The sequence below is a fragment of the Mucilaginibacter sp. genome, assembly GCF_036568825.1.
GTDB lineage: Bacteria > Bacteroidota > Bacteroidia > Sphingobacteriales > Sphingobacteriaceae > Mucilaginibacter.
The window spans coordinates 1-24,122 of record NZ_DATCRU010000035.1; the positions used below are offsets into that span (position 1 = coordinate 1).

A 24,122-nucleotide genomic window follows, 5' to 3' on the forward strand; every position below is an offset into this window, starting at 1 on the left:
ACAACAAAAAGTTCTTTAATTCTTCAATGATTTTTACATTTACAGACAGCATTGGGTTACAGATTTTGGTTTTAAGATTCGATACCTCAAAACTATAAATTCTGTAACCTTTGCTATTTTCTTAACTTAATGACATTGCCCATAGGGGCTACCCCTCTTCATCGTGCTTTGCAAAAATTTCAATGGTTATTCCTTTTACAATTTATTCAACTCCCCTATCAACCCTTTGCTTAACTGGTTGAAATATCGCTTTACCCCAAAACCCATCACCCATTGTATGCCTTTGACAGCATTGGTTAAGAATACTTCATCTGCTTCGTATAAAATATCAGGGTTGATCTGTGCTTCGGTGAATGGGATATTGCTTTGTTTAGCCAGCTTGATCACGATCTGCCGCATTACTCCCTCTACGCAGCCCTCGCTTAGTGCCGGCGTGTATAAATGACTCTTGTACCAAACAAAAATGTTCGAGCTACTTGCCTCACATAACGATCCATTTTGATTAAGTAGAAAAGTGTCATCTAACCGGTTTTGCGTTCTAAATATCCCTGCCAGTACATAGATCAGTGAGTTACACGTTTTGATATTTGACAGAAAATTGGTGGGCTTGGTTACTTCGGTGAAAATATCCATGATCAGGCCTTTATCGTTCAGAAAATATCGGGGCTCGTCCATTGGCTGCAGCTCCAGGCAGTAGGCCATTTTATTTTGGGTAGGTGTATACAAACCCTCGGAATCACGATAAACAGTCAGTCGCAAACGTCCATGTTTTATCTTGTTTCGGGTAGCCAGTTGCTCAACCTTTTCCTTTAAAAACCAGCTATCCATTTGGGAGTAGCCGTCAATTTTGAGGGCTTTCATTCCGCGCTGAAGGCGGTCGGCATGCTGATCGGCAAATTTTAGATGACCTTTCATCAACCTCATGCTTTCAAACAAGCCATCGCCGTACCTGAAAGCACGATTGGCCGTCGTCAGCAAGCGACTATCGCCGGGGAGCAATTCGCCATTGAAGTTAATGAATAAAGGAGTCATTCTATTAGATGTGAGATTTGAGATATGAGATGTGAGAATTTTCCATCGCTTTAAGTTAAGTCTTTTTATTGTTTTTTGTTTCTCATATCTCACATCTAAGTTCTCACATCTATTCCAGAGTACTTACGCCACTTTTCCAACACAGCTACAAAGTCCTGTGGTAAAGGCGCTTCAAAGTGCATCTGTTTTTTTGTGGAGGGATGGGTAAAGCCAAGTGTTTGTGCATGCAAGGCCTGGCGGGGCATTAACTCAAAGCAATTCTCAACAAACTGCTTGTATTTGCTGAAGACTATTCCCTTAATTATCTTGTCGCCACCATAAGTGGCATCACTGAACAGCGGGTGACCGATATGCTTCATATGCGCCCTGATCTGGTGTGTGCGGCCTGTTTCTAATTGGCATTCGATCAAGGTAACATAGTTCAATCGCTCTAAAACTTTATAATGGGTAACCGACCATTTTCCTTTCTCCGGATCATCATAAATAGCCATTACGCGCCTGTCGCTCACACTGCGGCCAATATAGCCATCAACAGTTCCGTCTTTTTCCAAGTCACCCCAAGCCAGGGCAATATATTTACGGGTGATGGTATGCTCGAAAAACTGTCGAGCCAAGTAAGTCATCGAGCGTTCGTTTTTACTGATAAGTAGCAGCCCTGAAGTATCCTTATCGATCCGGTGAACCAAACCCGGCCTGCCATCGTTACCCGGTAAAGTAGGCAACTGCTGAAAATGGAAAACAAGACCGTTAACCAGTGTACCGGTATAATTATTATAACCCGGATGCACCACCATGCCTGCTTCCTTATTTACTACCAGCACATCATCATCTTCATAAACGATGTTTAATGGCAGTTCTTCAGGGTAAACTTCAGTATCACGTGGCGGATGAGGCAGGACAACGGAAATTACATCCAGTGGTTTTACTTTGTAGCTGGCTTTTATGGGTTTATCGTTTACCAGTACATTGCCCTGTTCGATGGCATTCTGAATACGGTTACGCGAAGCATTCTCGATTCGGTGCATCAAAAACTTATCGATCCGCAGCAAGGATTGCCCCTTGTCAACTATGATGCGCAGATGTTCATAAAGGTCCTGTTCTTCCTGCTCCGGCAGCTCGTTTTCAGTAATCATTGCAGCAAAAGTACTCGTTTTTTCAGACTATTGGTGATAGGCGAATACTTGTTCTACCTTTGTTGAATGAGCATTGATTTTGAAATCTACAGCCCTGTCCAGCAAGTTCATGATAAACTATTTGATGAGCAGGGTTTAAAGGCTTTCATTAAGCGCGATGACCTGATCCATCCCATAATCTCTGGCAATAAATGGCGTAAGCTGAAATATCTATTAAAAGAAGCTCAAGCCCAAAACAAAACACACCTGGTAACATTTGGGGGTGCCTATTCCAATCACTTACTGGCCACTTCTGCTGCGGCTGCAAAATTTGGTTTTAGATCGACTGGCTTTGTTCGGGGTGAGGAAGTGAATAACGATACTTTATTCTTATGCAGATTGCACGGCATGAACCTGATATTTACCGACCGGGAGAGTTATCGGGATAAACAGGCATTGTTTGACAGGCATTTTGCTGATGACCATGATGCTGTTTTTGTCGATGAAGGTGGCTCATCGGCCTTAGGAGCAAAAGGATGTAGTGAATTGATCAATGAGCTATGTGAAACATATGACCATATTATCTGTGCCTGCGGTACCGGAACAACAGCTGCGGGTGTTATTAATGGAATAACCCAACATAAACTTTCTACTCAATTTCATGGCGTGCCTGTTTTGAAAAACGGTGAGCTTCTAAGAAAAGATATTGATACCTTCTTAGACCAGCCTTCTGCTTATCATCTTCATACTGGTTATCATTTTGGTGGATACGGTAAGGTAAATGATGAGCTGATCGGTTTTGTTAAACAATTTGTTGCCTCAACGGGAATCCTTATTGAACCAATCTACACCGGCAAAATGTTATATGCTTTGTATGATCTTGCGGCAAAAAACTACTTCTCTCCCGGAAGCAGGATATTGGCCATCCATACCGGCGGCATCTGGGGCCTGCTGGGGATGAAAGACAAGTTCAAAATCTGAGATTTTACGCCGAAATTTTCAATTCCTGAAAGAAGAATTCTTTCAAAATTCCAAGAACTACTTTAGCAATCAGTCCAAAATATAGGTTTAAACAATTTAAAGTTACTTTTTGGCTTATCGGTTCAAAAACGGCCTAAACTATTGTTTTTGAGCACCTTTTCGTAAATTTGAAACAAACCGATTGCTTATGTATAACCTACTAGTTGCTCCCGAAAATGTGCAGGATTCATTAAAGAAGCACATCCTTGCCGATGGCTTCGACCTTACTTTTGACATGGAAAAAAGTAAAGGCGTTTATATTTATGATGCTAAGTACAAACGCACTTATCTCGACTTTTTTACCTGCTTTGCTTCGGTACCATTGGGTTATAATCATGAGAAAATGGTGAATGACGAGGAGTTCAAAAAGAACCTGATGCTGGCGGCTCTGACTAATCCATCTAACTCTGACATTTACACCACACAATACGCGCAATTCCTTGAGACGTTTGCACGTGTTGGCATACCTGATTATTTGCCTCACGCCTTCTTTATTTCAGGCGGTGCTTTAGCTATTGAGAATGCCCTTAAAGTAGCTATGGATTGGAAGGTACAGAAAAACTTTGCAAAAGGCTATACCAAAGAGAAAGGTTTTAAAGTATTGCATTTTGAGCATGCTTTTCACGGCCGTAGTGGTTATACTTTGAGCTTGACGAACACCCTACCTGTAAAAACCAAATGGTTTGCCAAGTTTGACTGGCCAAGAGTATCGCATCCAACCATGTATTTCCCTTACTCGGACGCTAAACACGAAGATTTGCTGAGACGGGAGGCTTTATCTATCAAACAGATCAAAAAAGCTTTTGAAGTAAATAAGGATGATATTTGTGCCATCATAATTGAGCCTATCCAATCGGAAGGCGGAGATAACCATGTCCGGCAGGAGTTTTTAGAGCAATTAAGAGTGATTGCTGATGAGAACGATGCCATGCTGATCTATGATGAGGTGCAAACCGGCGTAGGTCTTACCGGCAAATTCTGGTGCCATGAGCATTATGGCGAAAAGGCCCGTCCGGATATTATTGCATTTGGTAAAAAGATGCAGGTATGCGGTATCCTTGTAGGGAAAAAGGTTGATGAAGTAGAAGATAATGTGTTCCGTATTCCATCGCGCATCAATTCCACCTGGGGCGGCAGTTTGGTGGATATGGTACGGTCATCCAAAATAATGGAGATCATTGAAGAAGATAATCTTTGCGAAAATGCTGCTGTTGTAGGTGAGTATCTTCAAAGCGAATTGATCAGGATTTCCGGGAAAAATTCACTGATCAGCAATGTAAGAGGGCGCGGTTTACTTACTGCTTTTGACTTTCCGGATAAAGCGAAACGCGATCATTTTATTAAAGAAGGAATGAGGAGAAATGTGATGTTCCTCGGCTGTGGCAATCATACCATCCGCTTCAGACCAGCTCTCATTATGGACAAGGACCACATTGACGAAGGCCTATCTGTATTGGAGGAAATATTAGGCATATTATAATAAGCTTGTAATAATTTTGCTACAAAGGGCCTGTTTTGATAAAAAACAAGCCCTTTTTTATTAATATAGATACTATATACGCACTTTTGCGTTTATTACTAACTCTGATATTAATATACACTATTTTTTGAACCCAATAGGCAATATTGCTGTTATTATGGGTGATTAATTTTGCATTTTAAATATCCCTGAGGATAGTATACATATACCATGAGCAAGCATATTGAAAAATTAAAGAAACAACTCTTAGAAATTTCTGAAGTTGTTAACTCCTTCCGTTCTGAGGCTGTCCAGGTGAAGGTAGTCGACCGGCTGCTGGATGCCATGATCGAGTCTGAAAAAGGAGAATTGGAAGGAGCCGATGCCTTCAACAGAAGGGTACGCAGAACCAGGCCAAATGATGATGATGAAAACCATGCAATTAACGGCCGTAAAAAACCGGGAGCTACAAAAGTGCTGAACCAGTTATTGCTGACTGATTTCTTTAATTCCAGTCATTCAATTTCAGAAATTGCGGATTACTGCAAGGAAAGTTATGACTCAGACTTTAAAACATCTGAGCTTTCAGGGATATTATTAAAGCTTGCCAAAGAAAACAAACTGAGACGCGAAAGAAGCAATGATAATAACCGCTTCGAGTACGTTAAAGCCTAAAAGATGCAGATAGAGATAGAGACGCAATGCATTGCGTCTCTATGTTGAAATATTATTTCAGATCAAACAGATCATTCACACCTAATATCTTCCTGGATATAAATCCTTCGGCAAATTTCACCCCGATACTTTTTCCGTATTCCCGTGCACGCGCCTCGATAACTTGTATAAACTCAGGCGACGAGATATACGTTTGCGGTTCGTTCTCCCATTCAGGATTATAGAACTGAGAGCCAAATGCATGAATGCTTTCTATTTTTTTATCCCAATAATCCGTCACATCTACTAAAATATCAGGTTTGATATAATTATCCTGTATAAAGTGCAATACAAGGTTTGGACGCCATTCCTGCTGTTTTTCGCCATTATAATAAGTTTCGATCTTGCGCAATCCGGACAAAAAAGCTGAATCTTCCACTAAATCACTGGCACGGCCATGATCCGGGTGGCGATCATGATATGCATTGGTGATCACAATCTCGGGCCTGAATCTGCGGATCGCCTCAATCACTTTTAGCTGGTGAGGTTTATTATTTTCAAAAAAGCCATCAGGTAATCCAAGGTTGTCACGCACGGTAAGTCCCAATATTTTGGCTGATGCAGCTGATTCTTTATCACGTATTTCCGCAGAGCCTCTTGTGCCTAATTCGCCGCGGGTCAGGTCGACAATACCTACTTTTTTTCCAAGGGCGATTTCCTTAACGATAGTTCCTGAACAACCCAATTCAGCGTCGTCGGGGTGGACCGGCAATACCAGTATATCTAATTTCATATAAAAGGCAATTAACTTTTAGCCGAGAGCAAACGTGCAATTTTCTTCCGTATTTTGGAAGAGGTGGGTTTTGTAAAAGGGTAAAAAAAGTCGGTAACTACCCCTGCTTTACTAATCAAAAATTTGTGAAAATTCCATCTCGGGGTCGACGTCATTTTTCCGTTCAGCTTTTTATCAGCAAAAAACTTATATAACGGATGTGCATATGGCCCACGCACCCTAATCTTCTCAAAAACAGGATAGTTAGCGCCTGCATTTTTACAAAAGGCTTCCAGTTCAGCACCTTCTAAAGGCTCCTGTCCGCCAAAATCATTTGATGGAAATGCAAGGATTTCAAAGTCTTTGTCCTTGAATTGTTCCTTTAAAATAACCAGGTCTTTAAGCTGAGGGGTAAATCCACATTCTGACGCGGTGTTGACAACCAGAAGTACCTTATCCTTATAATCGGACAGGCTAATCTCTTCACCGTCTAACGTTTGAACGTTAAACTGGTAAACGCTATTTTCGTTCATTTAATTCTGATAGGAATAGTATCCTGCTTGTTGTAGAATTGCTTCGATATCTCTTTCCTCGCTTGGGTCGTAGGTTTCTTTCAGGTTATGGCCAAAGAACCGGGCAACAGACTGAAACATAAACGCTTTTAATCCGCCCTTTAAATCCTTTACCATTTCATAACTGGTAGTACCGGTTTGTCTGTCAATCAATTTAATTAATATCTCACCCTGACTTATTGTCAGGTTTTCAATCTCTTTCTTAAACAGTGCTTTTATTTCTGTTTCGCAGGTATCAACCATGCGTTTTTGCACTTTTTTGTCGGCTGTGGTGGCCAGGCTGCGCTGTAATTTCTGGTACCTTTCGGCTGCGAGCTTCGCATAAGGCATCACTTTATAAACATTATACCTTAAGCGATTGTAAGCGTCACGATCGGCTTTACTCTTAAATATCCTTACATCTACGATCCTGATCTCGGGGGTAACGATCATCGGCACCAGTTCACCGTCAATATTGGTAACGTAGGTTTTGATGGTATCATTTTTGCCCGTAGATAATTGACGGGGCAACTGGTCCTGGGCTTTTATAGAAGCCGCACAACAGCAAAACACCAGAAGAAAACCAATAAATTTCATAATTTTACGTATTACAAAATTAAATTAAATTTTGGGGTATTTAAATACAACTGCGATTAATCTATTTAATTGCAGGCCAATCAGATAATATTTATACGGGTAAACGCACATGAAAGATTTAGTGATTGATATAGAAGCCGAGAAGAATGAGATATTGAAAAGATACCGTGCTTTACTACGCGCCAGTAAATCTACTCTGCAAAAAGGTGACAAAAGGATGATACGTAAGGCGTTCGATATGGCATTGGAGAGCCATAAAGATATGCGCCGTAAATCCGGAGAGCCTTATATATACCACCCCATCGCCGTTGCACAGATAGCTGCTGAAGAGATCGGACTTGGTACCACCTCTATCGTATGTGCCTTGTTGCACGATGTGGTAGAAGATACCGATGTAACGCTGGACGATATCGAAAGAGAGTTTGGTAAAAAAGTAGCGAAGATCATCGACGGATTAACCAAAATATCGGGCGTATTTGATACGAATAGCTCTTTACAGGCCGAAAACTTCCGTAAGATGCTGCTTACCCTTGCGGATGATGTGAGGGTGATCCTGATCAAGCTGGCCGACCGTTTGCACAATATGCGGACGATGGAGTTTATGCCGCGGGATAAGCAGCTAAAACTTTCATCGGAAACGGTGTATCTGTATGCTCCCCTCGCCCACCGTTTAGGTTTATATGCAATAAAATCTGAGCTGGAAGACCTTTCCATGAAATACATGGAGCGCGAAACTTACCAGTTCATCAAAAATAAGCTAAACGAGAAAAAGACTGAACGGGAAAAGTTCATCCGCGATTTTATCGAACCTTTGAAAAAGGTGCTGGAAGGCCAGGGATTGCATGCTGATGTATTTGGCAGGCCAAAATCGATCCATTCCATTTGGAACAAGATGAAGAAAAAGGCTATACCTTTTGAGGAGGTGTATGACCTTTTTGCCATCAGGATCATTTTGGATAGCGCCCCTGAAAATGAAAAATCCGAATGCTGGAAAGCCTATTCTATAGTTACCGACCTGTATCGTCCAAATCCAGACCGGTTGCGTGATTGGATATCATCACCTAAAGCCAATGGTTACGAGTCGTTACACACTACAGTAATGGGTCCCCGCGGGCAATGGGTTGAAGTGCAGATACGTACCAAGCGAATGAACGAGATTGCGGAAAAGGGATTTGCTGCTCATTGGAAGTATAAGGAATCATCAACGGATAGCGGTCTCGACCAATGGGTACAGAAAGTTCGCGATATGCTGAAAAATCCTGAATCGAATGCTCTCGACTTTTTGGATGATTTTAAAATGAACCTCTTCTCTGATGAAATATTCATTTTTACGCCAAAAGGTGCGTTGATACAGTTACCGCAGAATGCTACGGCACTTGACTTTGCATTTGAAATACATACCGACGTAGGCGCAAGTTGTATCGGCGCCAAAGTGAATCACAAACTGGTTCCGCTAGGTTATAAGCTCCAAAACGGCGACCAGGTTGAAGTCATCACCTCAAGCAAGCAAACGCCGAAGGAGGACTGGCTGAACATTGTGGTAACTGCGAAAGCCAAAGCCAAAATCAAATCGGCCTTAAAAGAGGAAAAACGCAAAGTTGCCGACGAGGGTAAAGAGATATTGGAGCGAAAACTGAAGTCACTTAAGATCACTTACAATTCAGAGAATATTCATAAGATCAGTTATTTCTTCAAGCTGCAATCTACCCAAGACCTGTTCTACAATGTTGCCCAGGGCCTCATTGACATGAAGGACCTGAAAGAATACCAGGCATCTGAAAAAGTAGTTGAAAACAAACCACAGGATAAGATCGAGGTGGACCAGGTACAGGGACTGCTACGCAATATCAAAGCCAAAGACAGCGATATGCTACTCATTGGCGAGGATATGCAAAAGATAGACTATAAACTGGCTAACTGCTGTAATCCGATCCCCGGTGATGATGTTTTTGGTTTCATCACCGTGAGTGATGGCATCAAGATACATCGTACCAACTGCCCCAACGCAGCCAAATTGATGGCCAACTACGGCTACCGCATTGTAAAAGCACGTTGGACCAACCAGCAGGAACTCGCTTTCCTTACCGGCTTACGTATTACCGGTATCGACGATGTGGGTTTGATCAACAAACTGACTACGGTTATCTCGACCGATTTTAAGGTAAACATGCGCTCGATCACTGTAGATAGTGATAACGGTATTTTCGAAGGTACCATTATGGTATATGTAAATGACACCGAACATCTCGATAACCTGATCAAACGGTTAAAACAGGTAAAAGGCGTTACGTCCGTAAATCGCTTCGATTCAGCTATTGAGAAAGCGTCTTGATGATTGGTTGGAGTGGTTGAAGTAGTTGTAATGGTTGTAGTAGTTAAGTTACTATTGGCAGTCAACCAATACAACAACTCTTAACTAAAATAAATAACTTTGGCTCTTTAATAAAAAACTATGTCTCAACCCGAAACCATTGAAATGGTTAAGAAGATTTTCGAGGCGTATCTCGAAAATAAAAACCTGAGAAAAACGCCCGAGCGTTTTGCGATACTGGAAGAAATTTATTCGCGTACTGATCATTTTGATGTGGAATCCCTGTATATCCACATGAAAAATAAAAAATACCGCGTGAGCCGCGCTACGGTATATAACACACTTGAGCTATTGGTATCATGCGACCTGGTGACCAAGCACCAGTTTGGCAAAAATATGGCCCAGTTTGAGAAGTCGTACGGCTACAAACAGCACGACCACATCATTTGTATCGACTGCGGAAAAGTGGTTGAATTTTGCGACCCACGCATCCAGCAGATACAAAGTATGATGGGCGGATTACTCAAATTTGAGATCAAACATCATTCCCTTAACCTTTATGGAAATTGTGAAAAACTAAAGGCAGGGTTTTGTGAGAGAAAAGTATAACTTTGCCACCTTTGATAAATTCAATATCATTTAAATGGCTGTTGACGTATTATTAGGCCTCCAATGGGGCGATGAGGGTAAAGGAAAAATTGTTGACGTACTGAGTGCGGGCTATGACCTGATTGCACGTTTCCAGGGCGGACCAAACGCCGGACATACCCTTGAGTTTGACGGAAAGAAATTCGTTTTAAATACCATTCCTTCAGGGATATTTTTTGAGAACACGCTTAACCTGATCGGTAACGGCGTGGTGATCGACCCGATCACCCTGAAAAAGGAATTAGAAAAGCTAAAAGATGCCGGGCACGACCTGCTGGCTAAAAAGAACCTGGTGATTGCTAAAAAAGCGCACCTGATATTACCTACACACCAATTACTGGATGCCGCTTCTGAAAAGAAAATGGGCGAAGGTAAGATCGGTTCGACGCTGAAAGGTATCGGTCCGACTTACATGGACAAAACAGGCCGTAACGGGTTACGTATTGGCGATACTATTCTGCCTGATTTTAAAGAAAAATATCAGAAGCTGGTTGACAAGCATACTTCTATGCTGCAATCATTATATGGAGAGGTGCCTGATTTCAGCGAGCGCGAAAGAGCATTCTTCGAGGCTATCGAGCTGATCCACAACTTCCCGCTGGTTGATTCAGAGCATTTAGTAAACAACTATCTGAAAGAAGGCAAGAAAGTTTTAGCTGAAGGTGCACAGGGGGCTATGCTGGATATCGACTTCGGTTCATATCCATTTGTAACATCATCAAATACCACTGCGGCAGGCGCTTGCACAGGTTTAGGCGTTGCTCCAAGCAAGATTGGTGATGTGATCGGTATTTTTAAAGCTTATTGCACCCGCGTCGGTGGCGGTCCTTTCCCTACTGAGTTGGATAATGAGCTTGGCGAAGAGCTTCGTCGTATCGGTCATGAATTTGGCGCTACTACCGGCAGGCCGCGTCGTACCGGCTGGATCGATCTTCCTGCTTTGAAATACGCCATTATGCTGAGCGGTGTTACCCAACTGGTAATGACCAAAGCTGACGTATTAAGTGGTTTTGAAAAAATTTACGCCTGCACACATTACAATTATAATGGCGAGATCATTGACTATATGCCTTATGATATCTGCTCGATAAAGCCAGAACCCGTTTTTAAAGAAATAGATGGTTGGAACGAGGATCTGACAGGTATTACTGAACTTTCACAAATTCCTGCAAAACTGAAATCATATATTGATTACCTGGAAGCTGAATTAGGTGTTCCGGTGAAATTCTTATCAGTAGGACCAGATCGCAAGCAGACTTTGCAGTTACACTAAGATCAATTTTACGAAAATCATACCAAGGCTCTTTGCAATGCAGGGAGCCTTTTCATTTTAAAATAATACTGGTTTCAGTTTATAACTGAAATCCCGGATCATGGCAGTTTTAAACTGCCGAATATCAAAGGCATTCAGTCACAGACTGAAGCCAGTGTGAAAGAAGTAGAATTGCTTATGCGGTATTTGATTTTACTTGATAGCTTTGCAGCGTGATTATCCCGGTATCCGACCCCGAACTCTTCAAACAAAAAGCCTTGCAATGGGCATCATCCTTTGATGTGTTTTGTTACCTGGATTCTAATAATTTTAATGATCAGTATTCAAAATTTGATCTGCTACTGGCGGTTGGGGTTAAGGACGAATTGATCACAACACGCGGTTCCTCTTTTGAAGCTCTTGAAGATTTTCACACCAAAAATCCGGGATGGCTTACGGGACTCTTGACTTATGATTTGAAGAATGAGATCGAAAAACTGGAATCTCATAATCCTGATCATCTGAAATTCCCTGATCTATATTTCTTTGCTCCAGAGTATTTGCTGATCATTAAAGATGGCCAGCTTGAAATTATTTCTGATGATCCGGAGCGATTATTAAATGAGATCAATAACCAATCTATTTCAGATGATAAGACAAATCATCCGATAGCGTTAGACTCCCGCTTTGATAAGCAGGAATACATCGATACCGTCATCAAAATAAAAGAGCATATCAGTCGCGGGGATATTTATGTAACTAATTTTTGCCAGGAGTTTTTTGCAGAGGATACGGTGATTGATCCCTTACAGGCATTTATCAAACTAAATCAAATTTCGCCTAATCCGTTTGCTGCTTTTATAAGGCTGAGGGATAAATATATTCTGTCTGCTTCGCCTGAGCGTTTCCTTGCAAAGCGAGGAAACAAATTGATCTCACAACCCATCAAAGGGACATCAAAGAAATATGATGACCCGCAATTGGACGAGAAATCCAAAGAAAGCCTCAAGGGTCACCCAAAAGAATTGCAGGAAAATGTAATGATCGTAGATTTGGTGAGGAACGATCTGACTAAATCTGCCAAAGCAGGCACTGTTGCTACTGAGGAGCTATTCGGTATTTATAGCTTCAGTCAGGTTCATCAAATGATATCTACGGTGGTGTGTGAGTTGAGCGATGGTGTTTCAACAGTAGAAGCCATCAAAAATACTTTCCCAATGGGTAGTATGACGGGCGCGCCAAAGATCAGCGCGATGCAATTGATGGAGCAGTATGAGCGCAGCAAACGTGGGGTATATTCTGGGGCGGTGGGATATTTTAGTCCAGATGGGGATTTTGATTTTAATGTGGTGATCCGCACGCTGCTTTATAATGCAACAAACAGGTATTTATCCTTCCAGGTGGGCAGCGCCATTACCTATCATGCAGAGCCGGAAAAAGAATATGAAGAGTGTTTGCTTAAAGCACAGGCAATTCTGGAAGTTTTGGAGCAAAGCGGATTTTCGTCCCGCCCCTAACGATTATATCCGAACCATCAGCAAAGAAAGCCGAGTAAGGCTGCTTGCTTAAAAATGGCTCAAATTCCGTTCCATACAAACGACTAATATCAGCATCAAACACCGGATTGGTTACAGTTCCCGCGTTCCAGCTGACGTGTTCAACCTGATACTCCATCGTCAGCTCTTTGCCTATTTTGTTATATCCCCAATAATGTTCCAGTATAAATTCTTCCTGACTACCGGCAACAATTGGTGAAAGTTTATTATTTACTGTTCCGCCCAGGTGGTTCCATCGGCCATTCAGCTTCCACTCATAGAGGTATTGGGTTCTATCTTCAGAAACAGGGTTGATACTATGCTTCATCGGCATAGCGCTGTAATGTTCTTTATACAGATTATTGGCGATTGATGCTATGATCACTTTAGGAACGATCTCGCTTATAAACACCGCACCCCGCTTAAATTCAGCACCATCATAGTACTTTACATAAAAGCGAAGGTTTACTTCCTCGAAATTGACATGCATGGGCCATTTAATGCCTTTTACTCTGGTATCTCTGAAAAGAAAACCAACCATGCTCACCAGGGTTTTTCCTTCCCACAGATCGAGTTCGGTAAAAGGTGGCATATGCGGTTTCAGGATATCCGGATCAACTTCATAATTCAACATGATCAGGTTATTCCACTTTGCGCGTAAGAATGCGGGCTTAGGTACCGGCATAGTTGATCAAGCCTCCTTTCTCTTGAAGAGATTGACTTTGGATTCCTTCCCTTTCAGCAATCGTTCAATATTTTTCTGATGGGTAACCAGTATCAGCGCACAAATACACATGCCATAAATGATGACCGAACGGATATATAAGGGATAAATAAAAGTAACGCCAATAAGATAAGTAAAGCCTGCAATGATGGAACTGAGCGACACGTACCGGGTAACGAGCAGTACAATAATAAATACGATCACGCAAAGTAGGGCCGCCTGCAAATGCACCGCCAGCACCATTCCGAACAGGGTTGCTATACCCTTCCCTCCACGAAAACCAGCCCAAACCGGGAACAAATGGCCCATTACAGCGGCAATGCCCAGGGCAAGTTCGAGGTTGATATAAGATACGGAATGTGGCCCGCCTGTAGTTGATATGCCCACAAATACCACCAGTTTGGTAGCCGTGAAGCCTTTGAGTATATCGATAAGCATCACAGGGATGCCGGCTTTTTTGCCTAACACACGGAAGGTATTGGTAGCTCCGGCGTTACCGCTGCCATATTCACGAACATCGATATCGTAAAACGCCCGGCCAATCCACACCGCTGTAGGGATCGATCCCAACAGGTAAGCCAATACGAGCGCCCAAATCGTGTATTCGTTAATCATTGTTGCACAATATTAATAAAATGATACGTACTAACTACCATACACGTTAATATCTGTCGAATTCCCAATCAACAATCAATAACTTTATACTGCTTTTAAACTCAAATCCAGGCTTCTAACCGAATGCGTTAAAGCCCCCATCGAAATATAATCGACCCCGCATTCAGCGTATTGACGGATATTATCTATCGTGATTCCACCTGATGCTTCGGTTTCATATTTGCCGTTAATCATGCTTACTGCCTTCCGCAGGTTATCAAAATTGAAATTGTCCAGCAAAATGCGATCAATTCCTCCCAGATCTAATACCTGTTGCAGTTCGTCCAGGTTGCGTACTTCTATTTCAATAGCTAATTTTTTGCCGGTTTTCTGAAGGTAATCCTTTGTGTTCTGAATAGCTTGTTTAATTCCGCCCGAATAATCTACGTGGTTATCTTTGATCAGGATCATGTCAAACAACCCGAAACGGTGGTTAACCCCTCCCCCTATTTTCACGGCCCATTTTTCGAAATAACGCATTCCGGGAGTGGTTTTGCGGGTATCCAAAACTTTAGTATTCGTTCCTTTTAATGCCTCAACTATCTCGTGAGTTTTTGTAGCCACACCCGACATGCGCTGCATGCAATTCAGCACTAACCGTTCGGCTGTCAATATGCTTCGTGTATCGCCTTCTACTTCAAAAGCAATATCTTTTGGTTTGATTTCGGCACCGTCGTGTAACAATATGTTTACTTTCAGGTCAGGGTCGACCTGCTTAAATACTTCGATAGCTAAATCGACACCAGCTAGTATGCCTGTATCTTTTACCAGTAATTTTGCTTTTCCTTGGGTTCCGGCTGGAATAGTTGCCAGTGAAGTATGATCGCCATCGCCAACATCTTCAGCTAAAGCATTGGCTATGAAGGAGTGTATATATTCTTTATCCAAACTTTTGAGTTTTATTGCCCAAAAGTATAAACAATTGCGGATTATTTTGTTTTTTCAGCCTCTATCCGCAATTCATTCACCTCAAATTTTCCATTCACACTTTTCAGCGATACACAGGTGCGGTAAGTACCGTTTGAGGTAGCGAGAATGATCACTGCATATTGATAGTGTGCGTTTGAGGTAATACGATGCAAAACTTTTGCTGAATGCGGCTGGCAACGTTTGAAAAAATCTGCCAATGCCTGCTCGGCCTGGGTATTGGAATAGACGTTATCCTCGCCAAGAATAGTCATTTCGATGCTTGATGAAAAAGTAGCGGCAAGTTCGCGGGTGTTCCCATCCTTTAGTAATTCGGCAGTCCTGTCTATGACGTCCGCGGGAGTTGCGAACGTAAACAGCAAAGGAATGAGGAGAACAAATGGGTATAGCAGCTTCATATCAGTTAAAATGAATTATCCGAAATAAGCCCAATCCAAAAATTAATCCTATTAAACGCATTCTCATATTAAAACGTTGCCATTATATTTGCATTGTGGAAAAAAACAAAAAAGTAGTACTAATTATCCTCGACGGCTGGGGTTACGGCCGGAATGATAAGTCGAACGCGATACATGCAGCCAATACACCTTTCTTTGATTCGATGCTGCAGAAATACCCGAATTCAAAACTGGAAGCTTCAGGCACTGCGGTAGGTTTACCCGGCGGACAAATGGGCAACTCGGAAGTTGGCCACATGAACCTGGGCGCAGGCCGTATTGTTTACCAGGAACTGGGCCGCATTCACAAAGCTGTGGATGACAATGAATTCCCAAGCAACCCGGTAATAAAAGAGGCTTTTGAATACGCAAAACAGAATAATAAAGATGTACACTTCATCGGATTGGTTTCTGATGGCGGCGTGCACTCTCACATAAAACATTTGGAAGGTCTTTGCGACTCTGCGGGGAAATTCGATCTGAATAAGGTTTATATCCATGCCTTTTTGGATGGCCGTGATACTGACCCGAATTCAGGCGTAAAATTTATTGGTGAACTAGAAGATCATATTAAAAATACGCCGATAAAACTAGCTTCGGCCATAGGCAGATATTTTGCCATGGACCGCGATAACCGCTGGGAACGTGTTAAAAAGGCTTATGATCTGCTGGTTAATGGTACAGGGAAACAGACTCAAAATATTTTGGGTGCTATAAAAGAGTCATACGAAGCAGGAGTTACCGACGAGTTTGTTGAACCGATTGTTCGTGTGGACGAAAATGGTGAGCCTTTGGCTGTGATCAAGAATGATGATGTGGTGATCTGTATCAACTTCCGGACTGACCGTGGCCGGGAAATTACCCAGGCATTGACCCAAAAGTCATTCCCTGAGCAAAATATGCATCCGCTTAACCTGCATTATATTACGATGACTACCTACGACGAGACGTTTAAAAATGTTCGCGTAGTGTTTACCAAGGATGATCTGACCAAAACGTTAGGCGAGATATTGCAGGATGCAGGTAAAAATCAAATACGTATTGCCGAAACTGAAAAATACCCGCACGTAACCTTCTTCTTTTCAGGCGGACGGGAGAAAGAGTTTGAGAACGAGAAACGTTTATTGATTCCATCGCCTAAAGTAGCTACTTACGATCTTCAGCCTGAAATGAGCGCTGAAGGCATCAGAGACGCCATTATTCCAGAACTGGAAAGTGGCTGGCCCGATGTGGTGATCCTGAATTTTGCGAATACTGATATGGTGGGCCATACCGGCGTATTTGAAGCTGTGGTAAAAGCTGCTGAAACGGCGGACCGATGTACACAGGCTGTTGTAGAAACCGGTATAGAGAACGGCTACTCGTTCATTATCATCGCCGACCACGGAAATGCTGATTATATGATCAATGATGACGGTTCACCAAACACGGCACATACTACCAACCTGGTACCGTGTATCGTGATCGATAACGATGTAAAAACTGTAAAAGACGGTAAACTGGGCGACATTGCTCCTACTATATTGAAAATGATCGGTGTGGAGATCCCTAAAGAAATGACCGGAGATGTACTGGTATAAAAGATACCTTCTTTTAATATCCTCATTTATATTATTGCTGGGCATTGCTTCCTGTAAACGGGACAGCAATGCCGCAGTTGATACCAAAGCTTTTTTTGACATCAAAGGCTATTTTGAAGCCGATTCAGCACGATTGACGAAAGAAAATCCGCTGGTCACCAAAACAGTAACACACAATCAGATTCCCGAGACGCAAAAAGTACATATCTCCGATTGGGGGACCGAACTGAGCTTGTTTACCCAATCAGACATTAACAGGCCCGCATGGCGGAACAGCTATAATGTAAGTAATACAGAAAACATCACCGTTTATATTGCAAAAGACCCTTCGCTGAAAACACAAAAAGTGGTTGTAAAAACGGAGAATAATAAGCTGAAATGGATCATGATCATTAATCATACAAAGAATATATTGTTTGAGAATACGGAGAAACTGAGCTATTTTCCTGATTCGCTCTACCTGATCCAAAAAAGACAAAGTGTGCGGGTACTGGGCACGGATACTTACCGCATAAGTGGGTTGCTAAAATAACCTAAGTTTGGGAATAGATTATGCCCCAGAGGTAATCATATCAGCTCATATTGACTCCGCTGACTTCATTCTGTTCATGTGAAAGTAGGAATTGAACCTAATTCTGCTTGCTTATTAATTTAAAAATTGGTAATTTGAACATCGATTCCTGATGCATGATTTAATTTATGATCCTTACCTAAACTATGGAAAATCAATCAAGGAAAATCTTAATTGCTGTCATATTTGTCATTTTATTGATAAATAGCTCAATTGCTCAACAGCAAAAAATCCCTTACAACGTTATCATTGATAGGGACGGGTTCTCCTCTTTCGATGGAAAAAGCTATACATCAATCACTATATTCCTCAACAACAATACCAGTGAGACACTTTACTATAAAGGATCGGATTGTTATAACTTACTTTTTAAGTTAAAACACAATCCATACTTTCATCTGGCGACTGACATTTGCAAGGACGCTAAAAATTCAGAAATTACCGTTCCTCCACATCGGTCTCAAAAGATGGAGCTATATCTTACGATGGATAAAATTCCTGATCGAAATGTTTCACTTGTCGTAAGTATGGATTTATATAAATGGACAAATAACCAAGTCAATACAAAGACCTTGTTGGCAAGTAGCCTTTCAGACTCCACAATATTACACTACAACGCGCAGCACCAAATTTATTATCCCTACAATGATTTCGAAATGCTGGATAAAAAGAGAGAAGGTATATTACTGAATAAAGATATTTATCTACTAACAGACGAAGACCGGAAACGGTACATATTGAAAGTAGATGAAAATCAAGTTTCAAGGCCTCGCGACACAGTAATCCGACTGATGGGCAACAAAACAAAAAGAGCTAAGGTTATTACTGTTCCTATAGTAGTCCTTAATAAAACTAATGAAGGACTTAAGTTTTATTCTATGTCATGTTCATGGGGTGACTTTTTCGACACGGATAGCAAAGCTATCACCATACCAGGTTGGAATTGCGATAAAAACGTACCTTATATAATAACGATCCCTCCACACAAAGAATTTAAAAGGAATGTAAACATAACGTACGATTCATCAATAAAAGGCGGCAGAAAATATCGAATAAGTATGAGTTTATTAAAGTCCGATAGTACAGAAAGAGAATGGTTTTTTTCTCCTGAAGATTATGTGCGTTATAACAAAATTTGGACCGATGAAATTACCATCAAAGATTAACGAGTTGCCATTACAAAGAACGGCAATGCCAATTTTTCGGAAAGTTAAATAATTAATGATGTGCTGTTTTGGCAACAACGTTAATGCTGCTCAATTTAGCTTTTGCGGCATCCATTAAGTTAGAAATATCCTGGCGGGATGGGTTGTCGGTTAAAACTTTCTCAAAGTCTTGTATAGAAGCTTTTAGTGAATTTATAGCCAAATTCTTGTCGTAGAATCTTGAACCGGGCTGCAGTTTAAAATCGCTGTAGTCTCGGTAAGCGATGGCCCTGTTCTGGTAGTATTTGGTATTGTCCTGCGTATTGTTCGGATCGACAGCGATTGCTTTGGTATAATCTAAAATAGCGCCCAACAGGTTTTTCTCCTTATCCTGATCGCTCAGGTGACTATCCTTTGCGAAATAGCTTTTTGCCCTTGCACGGTAGTAGTAAGCGGAGCCATCGGCCGGTTTTATGGCGATCACCTTATTGAAGGCTTGAATAGATTTCTTGTAGTTTTCGCTGTGATAATAAGAGTAACCCAGCATCCAGAGCGCGCTGGCATTGGTTGAATCGATGATGCATGATTTTTCGAGGTGGGTTACTGCCGATTTGAAATCACCATCAAAAAAAGCCTGCTGCCCCATCTTAAAATACGCGTTCTGTGCGGTCGCCGTATTAAGCATGGACACCACTAAAAAAGACAGTATAGCGGTCGCCTTCATCAAAAATCCCTTTGTAAAATAAAAATGGTGAGCTTTACCTTACGCACTATTAACTTATTTTATATAAAAATATTATGTAAATGTATCATTTTATTAAAATATACGTTCAAAGAGGCTCTAACGACCCTAAAACTATGCTGACTTTTTTTCACCTGCCCGACACTTTTTTGACGTATTGGTATATATCCCCTAACATTGATATAAACCGCAAAAAATCATAAGTTTACATAATATTAACTACAACAATTCGTAATAATTTCATCTTGGCATAAGTCTTGACTGATAAGACTACTGCGGCAATGAACATATTCTTTGCCCATTAAGATTATTGGTATAGCTTTGTAAGCTGACAATATGACGTTTTTCAACCAACGAGATAGAAAGGGAATTTGATGAGTTTTGATCCATTCGATTTTAAAAATGCTTTGCCTATAATAAATGAGGAGTCGGAGTTCTTTCCGTTAATGTCATCGGAAGATGAAGAGGAAATGAACAATGAACATGTGCCGGATATCCTGTCGATTTTGCCGTTACGCAATACGGTACTTTTTCCGGGAGTAGTGATACCGATTACCGTAGGCAGGGATAAATCGATCAAACTAATACGCGACGCAAACAAAGGCAAAAAAATAATAGGTGTTGTAGCACAGCAGGATACTGCAATAGAAGATCCTACATTTACCCAGCTTAACAAAGTAGGCACCATAGCCCTCATTATAAAAATGCTGCAAATGCCTGACGGTAACACCACCGTGATACTGCAGGGCAAAAAACGCTTTATACTGAAGGAAGAAGTTCAGAGCGAGCCTTATTTAAAGGCCACTATTGAACCTTTCAAGGAAGTAAAGCCAAAAGAAGACAAAGAATTTAAAGCCATGGTATCGTCCATAAAAGACATGTCCATGAGCATTATACAGCTTTCGCCTAATATTCCGAGCGAGGCGGGGATTGCAATTAAGAATATTGAGAGCACTTCGTTCCTGATCAATTTCATATCGTCCAATATGAATGCGGATATGGCGGCCAAACAGCGTTTGCTGGAGGTTGCTAACCTGCGCGAGCGGACCAAACTGGTACTAGAGCATTTGACGCTCGATCTGCAAATGCTGGAGCTGAAGAATCAGATCCAGAGCAAAGTACGCATCGACCTGGATAAACAGCAGCGTGATTACTTCCTTAATCAGCAACTGAAAACCATACAGGAAGAGCTTGGCGGTAATTCACCTGACCTGGAAATTGAAGACCTGCGCAAGCGGGCCTCACAAAAGAAATGGGGGAAAGAGGTAAACGATCATTTCCATAAAGAACTCGAAAAGCTGGCACGAACCAACCCCGCGGCTGCTGATTACTCGGTTCAGATCAATTATTTAGAGTTATTGCTCGACCTGCCATGGAACGATTTTACCAAGGATAATTTTGATCTGAAACGCGCTCAAAAGATATTAGATAAAGATCACTTCGGCCTGGATAAAGTTAAACAACGTATTATTGAGTACCTGGCTGTGCTGAAGTTAAAGCACGACATGAAGGCACCAATCCTTTGTTTGGTTGGCCCTCCGGGAGTTGGAAAAACTTCTCTAGGGAAGTCAATTGCTAAAGCATTGGGACGCAAATATGTTCGTATGGCTTTGGGCGGCATCAGGGATGAAGCCGAGATCAGGGGACATCGTAAAACTTATATCGGTGCTATGCCGGGCCGTATCATCCAGGCTATAAAAAAGGCCGGTGCTGCTAATCCTGTGTTTATTTTAGACGAGATAGATAAAGTGGGCAATGATTTCAGGGGCGACCCGTCATCAGCTTTGCTTGAAGTGCTTGACCCTGAGCAAAACAGTACATTTTACGATCATTATGTTGAGGTTGATTTTGATCTTTCAAATGTGATGTTCATTGCAACTGCCAACTCGCTGAGCACCATACAGCCTGCATTGCTGGATCGTATGGAGATTATCGATGTAAATGGTTATACTATTGAGGAAAAGATCGAGATAGCCAAACAACACCTGGTGCCAAAGCAACGCGAGGCACATGGCTTGAAAGCCAAGGATGTCGTTATCAAAAATGATGTTCTTGAAAAGGTTATAGAAGATTATACCCGTGAGTCGGGTGTCCGTTCGCTTGAAAAGAAAATTGGTTCTGTGGTACGTGGCATTGCTAAGACCATTGCTATGGAAGAGCAACACGTTCCGCAGGTATCTAAAAAAGATATTGAGAAAATATTAGGTGCACCAATTTTTGACAAAGACCTTTACGAAGGCAATGAAGTAGCCGGCGTGGTAACAGGTTTGGCCTGGACATCGGTTGGTGGGGATATTTTGTTCATCGAAGTAAGTTTAAGTCCGGGTAAAGGCCGTTTGACCTTGACCGGTAATCTGGGTGATGTGATGAAGGAATCGACTACCATTGCATTAGCTTATCTAAGAGCGCATGCGAAGGATTTCGATATCAACCCAAAGATATTCGATCAGTGGGATGTGCATGTGCACGTACCGGCAGGTGCTACGCCGAAAGATGGGCCTTCAGCAGGTATTACCATGTTGACTGCTTTAACATCGGCATTTACTCAGCGAAAAGTAAAACCACACCTGGCAATGACCGGTGAGATTACCCTTCGCGGACGTGTTTTACCGGTGGGCGGCATCAAAGAAAAAATACTGGCAGCCAAACGCGCCAATATTAAGGAGATCATCCTGAGCAAATCGAACCAAAAAGATATACACGAGATAAAAGAAGATTATATTAAAGACCTTAAATTTCATTACGTTACCGACATGAAAGAGGTAATTAATATGGCACTTTTGAGTGAAAAAGTAAGTAACGCTTTAGATCTGACCGTAAAAGAGGATTTGAACCCCGTTATGAACTAACTTAACAAGCAAACAATCTCATTATTAACAGATTACGTAAGGCTCTCCCACCCGGAGGGCCTTACTTTTTTATATTTAGCTACCCGCCTGAAACATTTTGATTTACAGTAACGTAAAACCCGCTAACTAAACAAATAGCAAAATTGGTTATAATGAATATTCTTTCTACATCAAAGGGCCGGGTTATCATTCTACTTCTTCTGGTGAGCCTGTTCGGTTTACGACTGACAGCGTCTGCATCAACAAGGATGAGAATGGTGTGTGATACAGATACGACAGCGAAGAAAAAGGCAAATAAACAGGTCCTTAGTAATGATACTACCCTGGTAATAAAGGGAGGATCGACCATATTGAGGAATGCTGACACTATTTTAATTATTAATGGTGTTCCTACCAAGATTTCGAAAGCTTCACCCAATGTGAAACCTGACCCGGGCATTAACATGGATGGCGGTGCAAAAGCAGACTCTGTTGCAAAAGGCTTCCAGGTAGCACCTGCTTCTAAGATCAGGACAATCTACACACCAACAGAAGGTACCATACAGGTAAAAAATAATCCGGGTGATCAGCCTACCAATACCACCATTGTCGCACCACCTACAGATGGTGTGATACAGGTGAGAGGCGGCGGAAACCAGGGGCAGGTTAGTACCGTACCTGCACCGGGAGGTAAAGTTCCGGCGGTGATTCCTGTTCCGGGTGCTGGTGCAGCTGGTAATGCAAGTCCTGGTAATGCGAGTCCCGGACAAGATAATACGCCGGGCAATGGCAATGCCGGTAAAGCTAATCCAGCTTCAGATGACGTAACCAATGGCGAAATACAGGTTGGAGATCAGAATGCGGCGGGCAATGCAAAGAATGGTAACGGCAAGGTTGTTGAAAAGCACGATACTACAACCGTTTTGACACACGACACAACGACCATATTAAAGAAAGATACGACTACGATTATCAAAAAAGATACGACTACTATTTTCCAGAGAGATACGGTAACTATTATCAAGAAAGATACGGTGACGATCACTAAGCGCGATACGATTGGTGGCGGTCAGACTGCAGAGCAGGATACTACCGATTACAGCCAGATAAAGGCTAAAAACTACTACCTGCAAATTGGCGGCGCCGGTTTAGCTATCTCGGCCAACTATGACGCACGCTTTAATGCAGAACGAAACGGATGGGGTTATACGGTGGGTATAGGCGGGTTCTCGTCAGAAGGGAACAGTGTGATAACTATTCCATTCCAGATAAACTATCTGATAGGAGAACATAGTTCGATGCTACAGGTCGGCGGAGGGGCCACGTTCCTGCACTCGACGGGTAACAATACGGGTAAGACGTGGTCGTTCGATAAGATAACAGGTTTTGTTGCCACAGGTTCTTTTGGATACCGTTACCAGCCTGAGCAAAAGGGAATTAGCTTCAAGGTAGAATTCGTACCAATAATGTACGATGAAGGCATCATCCCGGCAGGCGGCATAAGCATAGGATATACCTTTAAATAAATAGTTGATTAAGTTTTTAAAAGCTTCCCGTATTCCGGGAAGCTT

The 24,122-nt window shown here is 42.0% G+C and carries 22 protein-coding genes; 12 read left to right on the forward strand and 10 right to left on the reverse strand.

Annotation, left to right across the window (positions count from 1 at the left end):
* Window positions 1–195: 195 nt before the first annotated feature.
* Together VIM89_RS07545 and VIM89_RS07550 are read right to left on the reverse strand one after the other, a co-directional pair.
* Window positions 196–1,032: an aminotransferase class IV gene (locus VIM89_RS07545; RefSeq protein WP_488155535.1), complete on the reverse strand. Its 837-nt coding sequence runs from the start codon at window positions 1,030–1,032 to the stop codon at window positions 196–198.
* A gap of 95 nt (window positions 1,033–1,127) precedes the next feature.
* Complete coding sequence (locus tag VIM89_RS07550) at window positions 1,128–2,165, reverse strand: RluA family pseudouridine synthase (RefSeq protein WP_488155536.1); 1,038 nt, start codon at window positions 2,163–2,165, stop codon at window positions 1,128–1,130.
* 66 nt (window positions 2,166–2,231) lie between these two features.
* On the opposite strand from VIM89_RS07550, the gene VIM89_RS07555 reads away from it, so the two are divergent.
* From VIM89_RS07555 to VIM89_RS07565, 3 genes are all read left to right on the forward strand, one after another.
* The gene (locus tag VIM89_RS07555) at window positions 2,232–3,125 is read left to right on the forward strand and encodes a 1-aminocyclopropane-1-carboxylate deaminase/D-cysteine desulfhydrase (protein WP_488155537.1); all 894 of its coding nucleotides are present in this window, start codon (window positions 2,232–2,234) and stop codon (window positions 3,123–3,125) included.
* 187 nt (window positions 3,126–3,312) lie between these two features.
* Window positions 3,313–4,644 carry an L-lysine 6-transaminase gene (gene lat, locus VIM89_RS07560; protein ID WP_488155538.1) on the forward strand — a complete coding sequence of 444 codons (1,332 nt, stop codon included), beginning with the start codon at window positions 3,313–3,315 and terminating at the stop codon, window positions 4,642–4,644.
* Window positions 4,645–4,854: 210 nt separating this feature from the next.
* A complete protein-coding gene (locus VIM89_RS07565) occupies window positions 4,855–5,298 on the forward strand; it encodes a hypothetical protein (protein ID WP_488155539.1) in 444 nt (147 codons plus the stop codon).
* A 52-nt stretch (window positions 5,299–5,350) separates the two neighbouring features.
* Here the strand turns inward: VIM89_RS07565 and bshB1 are convergent, their stop codons facing one another.
* Genes bshB1 through VIM89_RS07580 form a run of 3 tightly spaced genes read right to left on the reverse strand, consistent with a single transcriptional unit; the run spans window position 5,351 to window position 7,197 of the window.
* A complete protein-coding gene (gene bshB1 / locus VIM89_RS07570) occupies window positions 5,351–6,070 on the reverse strand; it encodes a bacillithiol biosynthesis deacetylase BshB1 (RefSeq protein WP_488155540.1) in 720 nt (239 codons plus the stop codon).
* Window positions 6,071–6,081: 11 nt separating this feature from the next.
* On the reverse strand, window positions 6,082–6,582 hold the full coding sequence (locus VIM89_RS07575) for a glutathione peroxidase (protein ID WP_488155541.1): 501 nt from the start codon (window positions 6,580–6,582) through the stop codon (window positions 6,082–6,084).
* Window positions 6,583–7,197 (reverse strand): DUF4294 domain-containing protein, encoded by a 615-nt coding sequence (locus VIM89_RS07580; RefSeq protein ID WP_488155542.1) that lies wholly within the window; start codon window positions 7,195–7,197, stop codon window positions 6,583–6,585.
* A gap of 109 nt (window positions 7,198–7,306) precedes the next feature.
* Here VIM89_RS07580 and VIM89_RS07585 point away from each other — a divergent pair, with 109 nt between their 5' ends.
* The 4 genes from VIM89_RS07585 (at window position 7,307) to VIM89_RS07600 (ending at window position 12,925) form a co-directional block, all read left to right on the forward strand.
* Complete coding sequence (locus VIM89_RS07585) at window positions 7,307–9,529, forward strand: RelA/SpoT family protein (protein WP_488155543.1); 2,223 nt, start codon at window positions 7,307–7,309, stop codon at window positions 9,527–9,529.
* A 120-nt stretch (window positions 9,530–9,649) separates the two neighbouring features.
* Window positions 9,650–10,117 (forward strand): Fur family transcriptional regulator, encoded by a 468-nt coding sequence (locus VIM89_RS07590; RefSeq protein WP_488155544.1) that lies wholly within the window; start codon window positions 9,650–9,652, stop codon window positions 10,115–10,117.
* 34 nt (window positions 10,118–10,151) lie between these two features.
* On the forward strand, window positions 10,152–11,429 hold the full coding sequence (locus VIM89_RS07595; protein WP_488155545.1) for an adenylosuccinate synthase: 1,278 nt from the start codon (window positions 10,152–10,154) through the stop codon (window positions 11,427–11,429).
* A 212-nt stretch (window positions 11,430–11,641) separates the two neighbouring features.
* The gene (locus tag VIM89_RS07600; RefSeq protein ID WP_488155546.1) at window positions 11,642–12,925 is read left to right on the forward strand and encodes an anthranilate synthase component I family protein; all 1,284 of its coding nucleotides are present in this window, start codon (window positions 11,642–11,644) and stop codon (window positions 12,923–12,925) included.
* Here VIM89_RS07600 and VIM89_RS07605 read toward each other — a convergent pair.
* The 4 genes from VIM89_RS07605 to VIM89_RS07620 form a co-directional block, all read right to left on the reverse strand.
* Window positions 12,867–13,628 carry a YqjF family protein gene (locus VIM89_RS07605; RefSeq protein WP_488155547.1) on the reverse strand — a complete coding sequence of 254 codons (762 nt, stop codon included), beginning with the start codon at window positions 13,626–13,628 and terminating at the stop codon, window positions 12,867–12,869. The two genes, VIM89_RS07600 and VIM89_RS07605, sit on opposite strands and share 59 nt — an antisense overlap.
* Before the next feature lie 6 nt (window positions 13,629–13,634).
* Window positions 13,635–14,282 carry a glycerol-3-phosphate 1-O-acyltransferase PlsY gene (gene plsY / locus VIM89_RS07610; RefSeq protein ID WP_488155548.1) on the reverse strand — a complete coding sequence of 216 codons (648 nt, stop codon included), beginning with the start codon at window positions 14,280–14,282 and terminating at the stop codon, window positions 13,635–13,637.
* Between the two features lie 84 nt (window positions 14,283–14,366).
* Window positions 14,367–15,209, reverse strand: coding sequence for a carboxylating nicotinate-nucleotide diphosphorylase (gene nadC / locus VIM89_RS07615; protein WP_488155549.1), 843 nt, complete (start codon window positions 15,207–15,209; stop codon window positions 14,367–14,369).
* A 41-nt stretch (window positions 15,210–15,250) separates the two neighbouring features.
* A complete protein-coding gene (locus VIM89_RS07620; protein WP_488155550.1) occupies window positions 15,251–15,646 on the reverse strand; it encodes a DUF4783 domain-containing protein in 396 nt (131 codons plus the stop codon).
* 92 nt (window positions 15,647–15,738) lie between these two features.
* On the opposite strand from VIM89_RS07620, the gene gpmI reads away from it, so the two are divergent.
* From gpmI to VIM89_RS07635, 3 genes are all read left to right on the forward strand, one after another.
* Window positions 15,739–17,265 carry a 2,3-bisphosphoglycerate-independent phosphoglycerate mutase gene (gene gpmI / locus VIM89_RS07625; RefSeq protein WP_488155617.1) on the forward strand — a complete coding sequence of 509 codons (1,527 nt, stop codon included), beginning with the start codon at window positions 15,739–15,741 and terminating at the stop codon, window positions 17,263–17,265.
* The gene (locus VIM89_RS07630; RefSeq protein WP_488155551.1) at window positions 17,252–17,797 is read left to right on the forward strand and encodes a hypothetical protein; all 546 of its coding nucleotides are present in this window, start codon (window positions 17,252–17,254) and stop codon (window positions 17,795–17,797) included. The genes gpmI and VIM89_RS07630 overlap by 14 nt, the downstream gene beginning before the upstream one ends.
* A gap of 185 nt (window positions 17,798–17,982) precedes the next feature.
* A complete protein-coding gene (locus tag VIM89_RS07635) occupies window positions 17,983–19,002 on the forward strand; it encodes a hypothetical protein (RefSeq protein ID WP_488155552.1) in 1,020 nt (339 codons plus the stop codon).
* Window positions 19,003–19,054: 52 nt separating this feature from the next.
* Here VIM89_RS07635 and VIM89_RS07640 read toward each other — a convergent pair whose 3' ends face one another.
* Window positions 19,055–19,705: a tetratricopeptide repeat protein gene (locus tag VIM89_RS07640; protein ID WP_488155553.1), complete on the reverse strand. Its 651-nt coding sequence runs from the start codon at window positions 19,703–19,705 to the stop codon at window positions 19,055–19,057.
* A gap of 392 nt (window positions 19,706–20,097) precedes the next feature.
* Here VIM89_RS07640 and lon point away from each other — a divergent pair, with 392 nt between their 5' ends.
* Together lon and VIM89_RS07650 are read left to right on the forward strand one after the other, a co-directional pair.
* Window positions 20,098–22,572 (forward strand): endopeptidase La, encoded by a 2,475-nt coding sequence (gene lon / locus VIM89_RS07645; protein WP_488155554.1) that lies wholly within the window; start codon window positions 20,098–20,100, stop codon window positions 22,570–22,572.
* Window positions 22,573–22,724: 152 nt separating this feature from the next.
* Window positions 22,725–24,077, forward strand: coding sequence for a hypothetical protein (locus tag VIM89_RS07650; RefSeq protein WP_488155555.1), 1,353 nt, complete (start codon window positions 22,725–22,727; stop codon window positions 24,075–24,077).
* Window positions 24,078–24,122 lie beyond the last annotated feature (45 nt).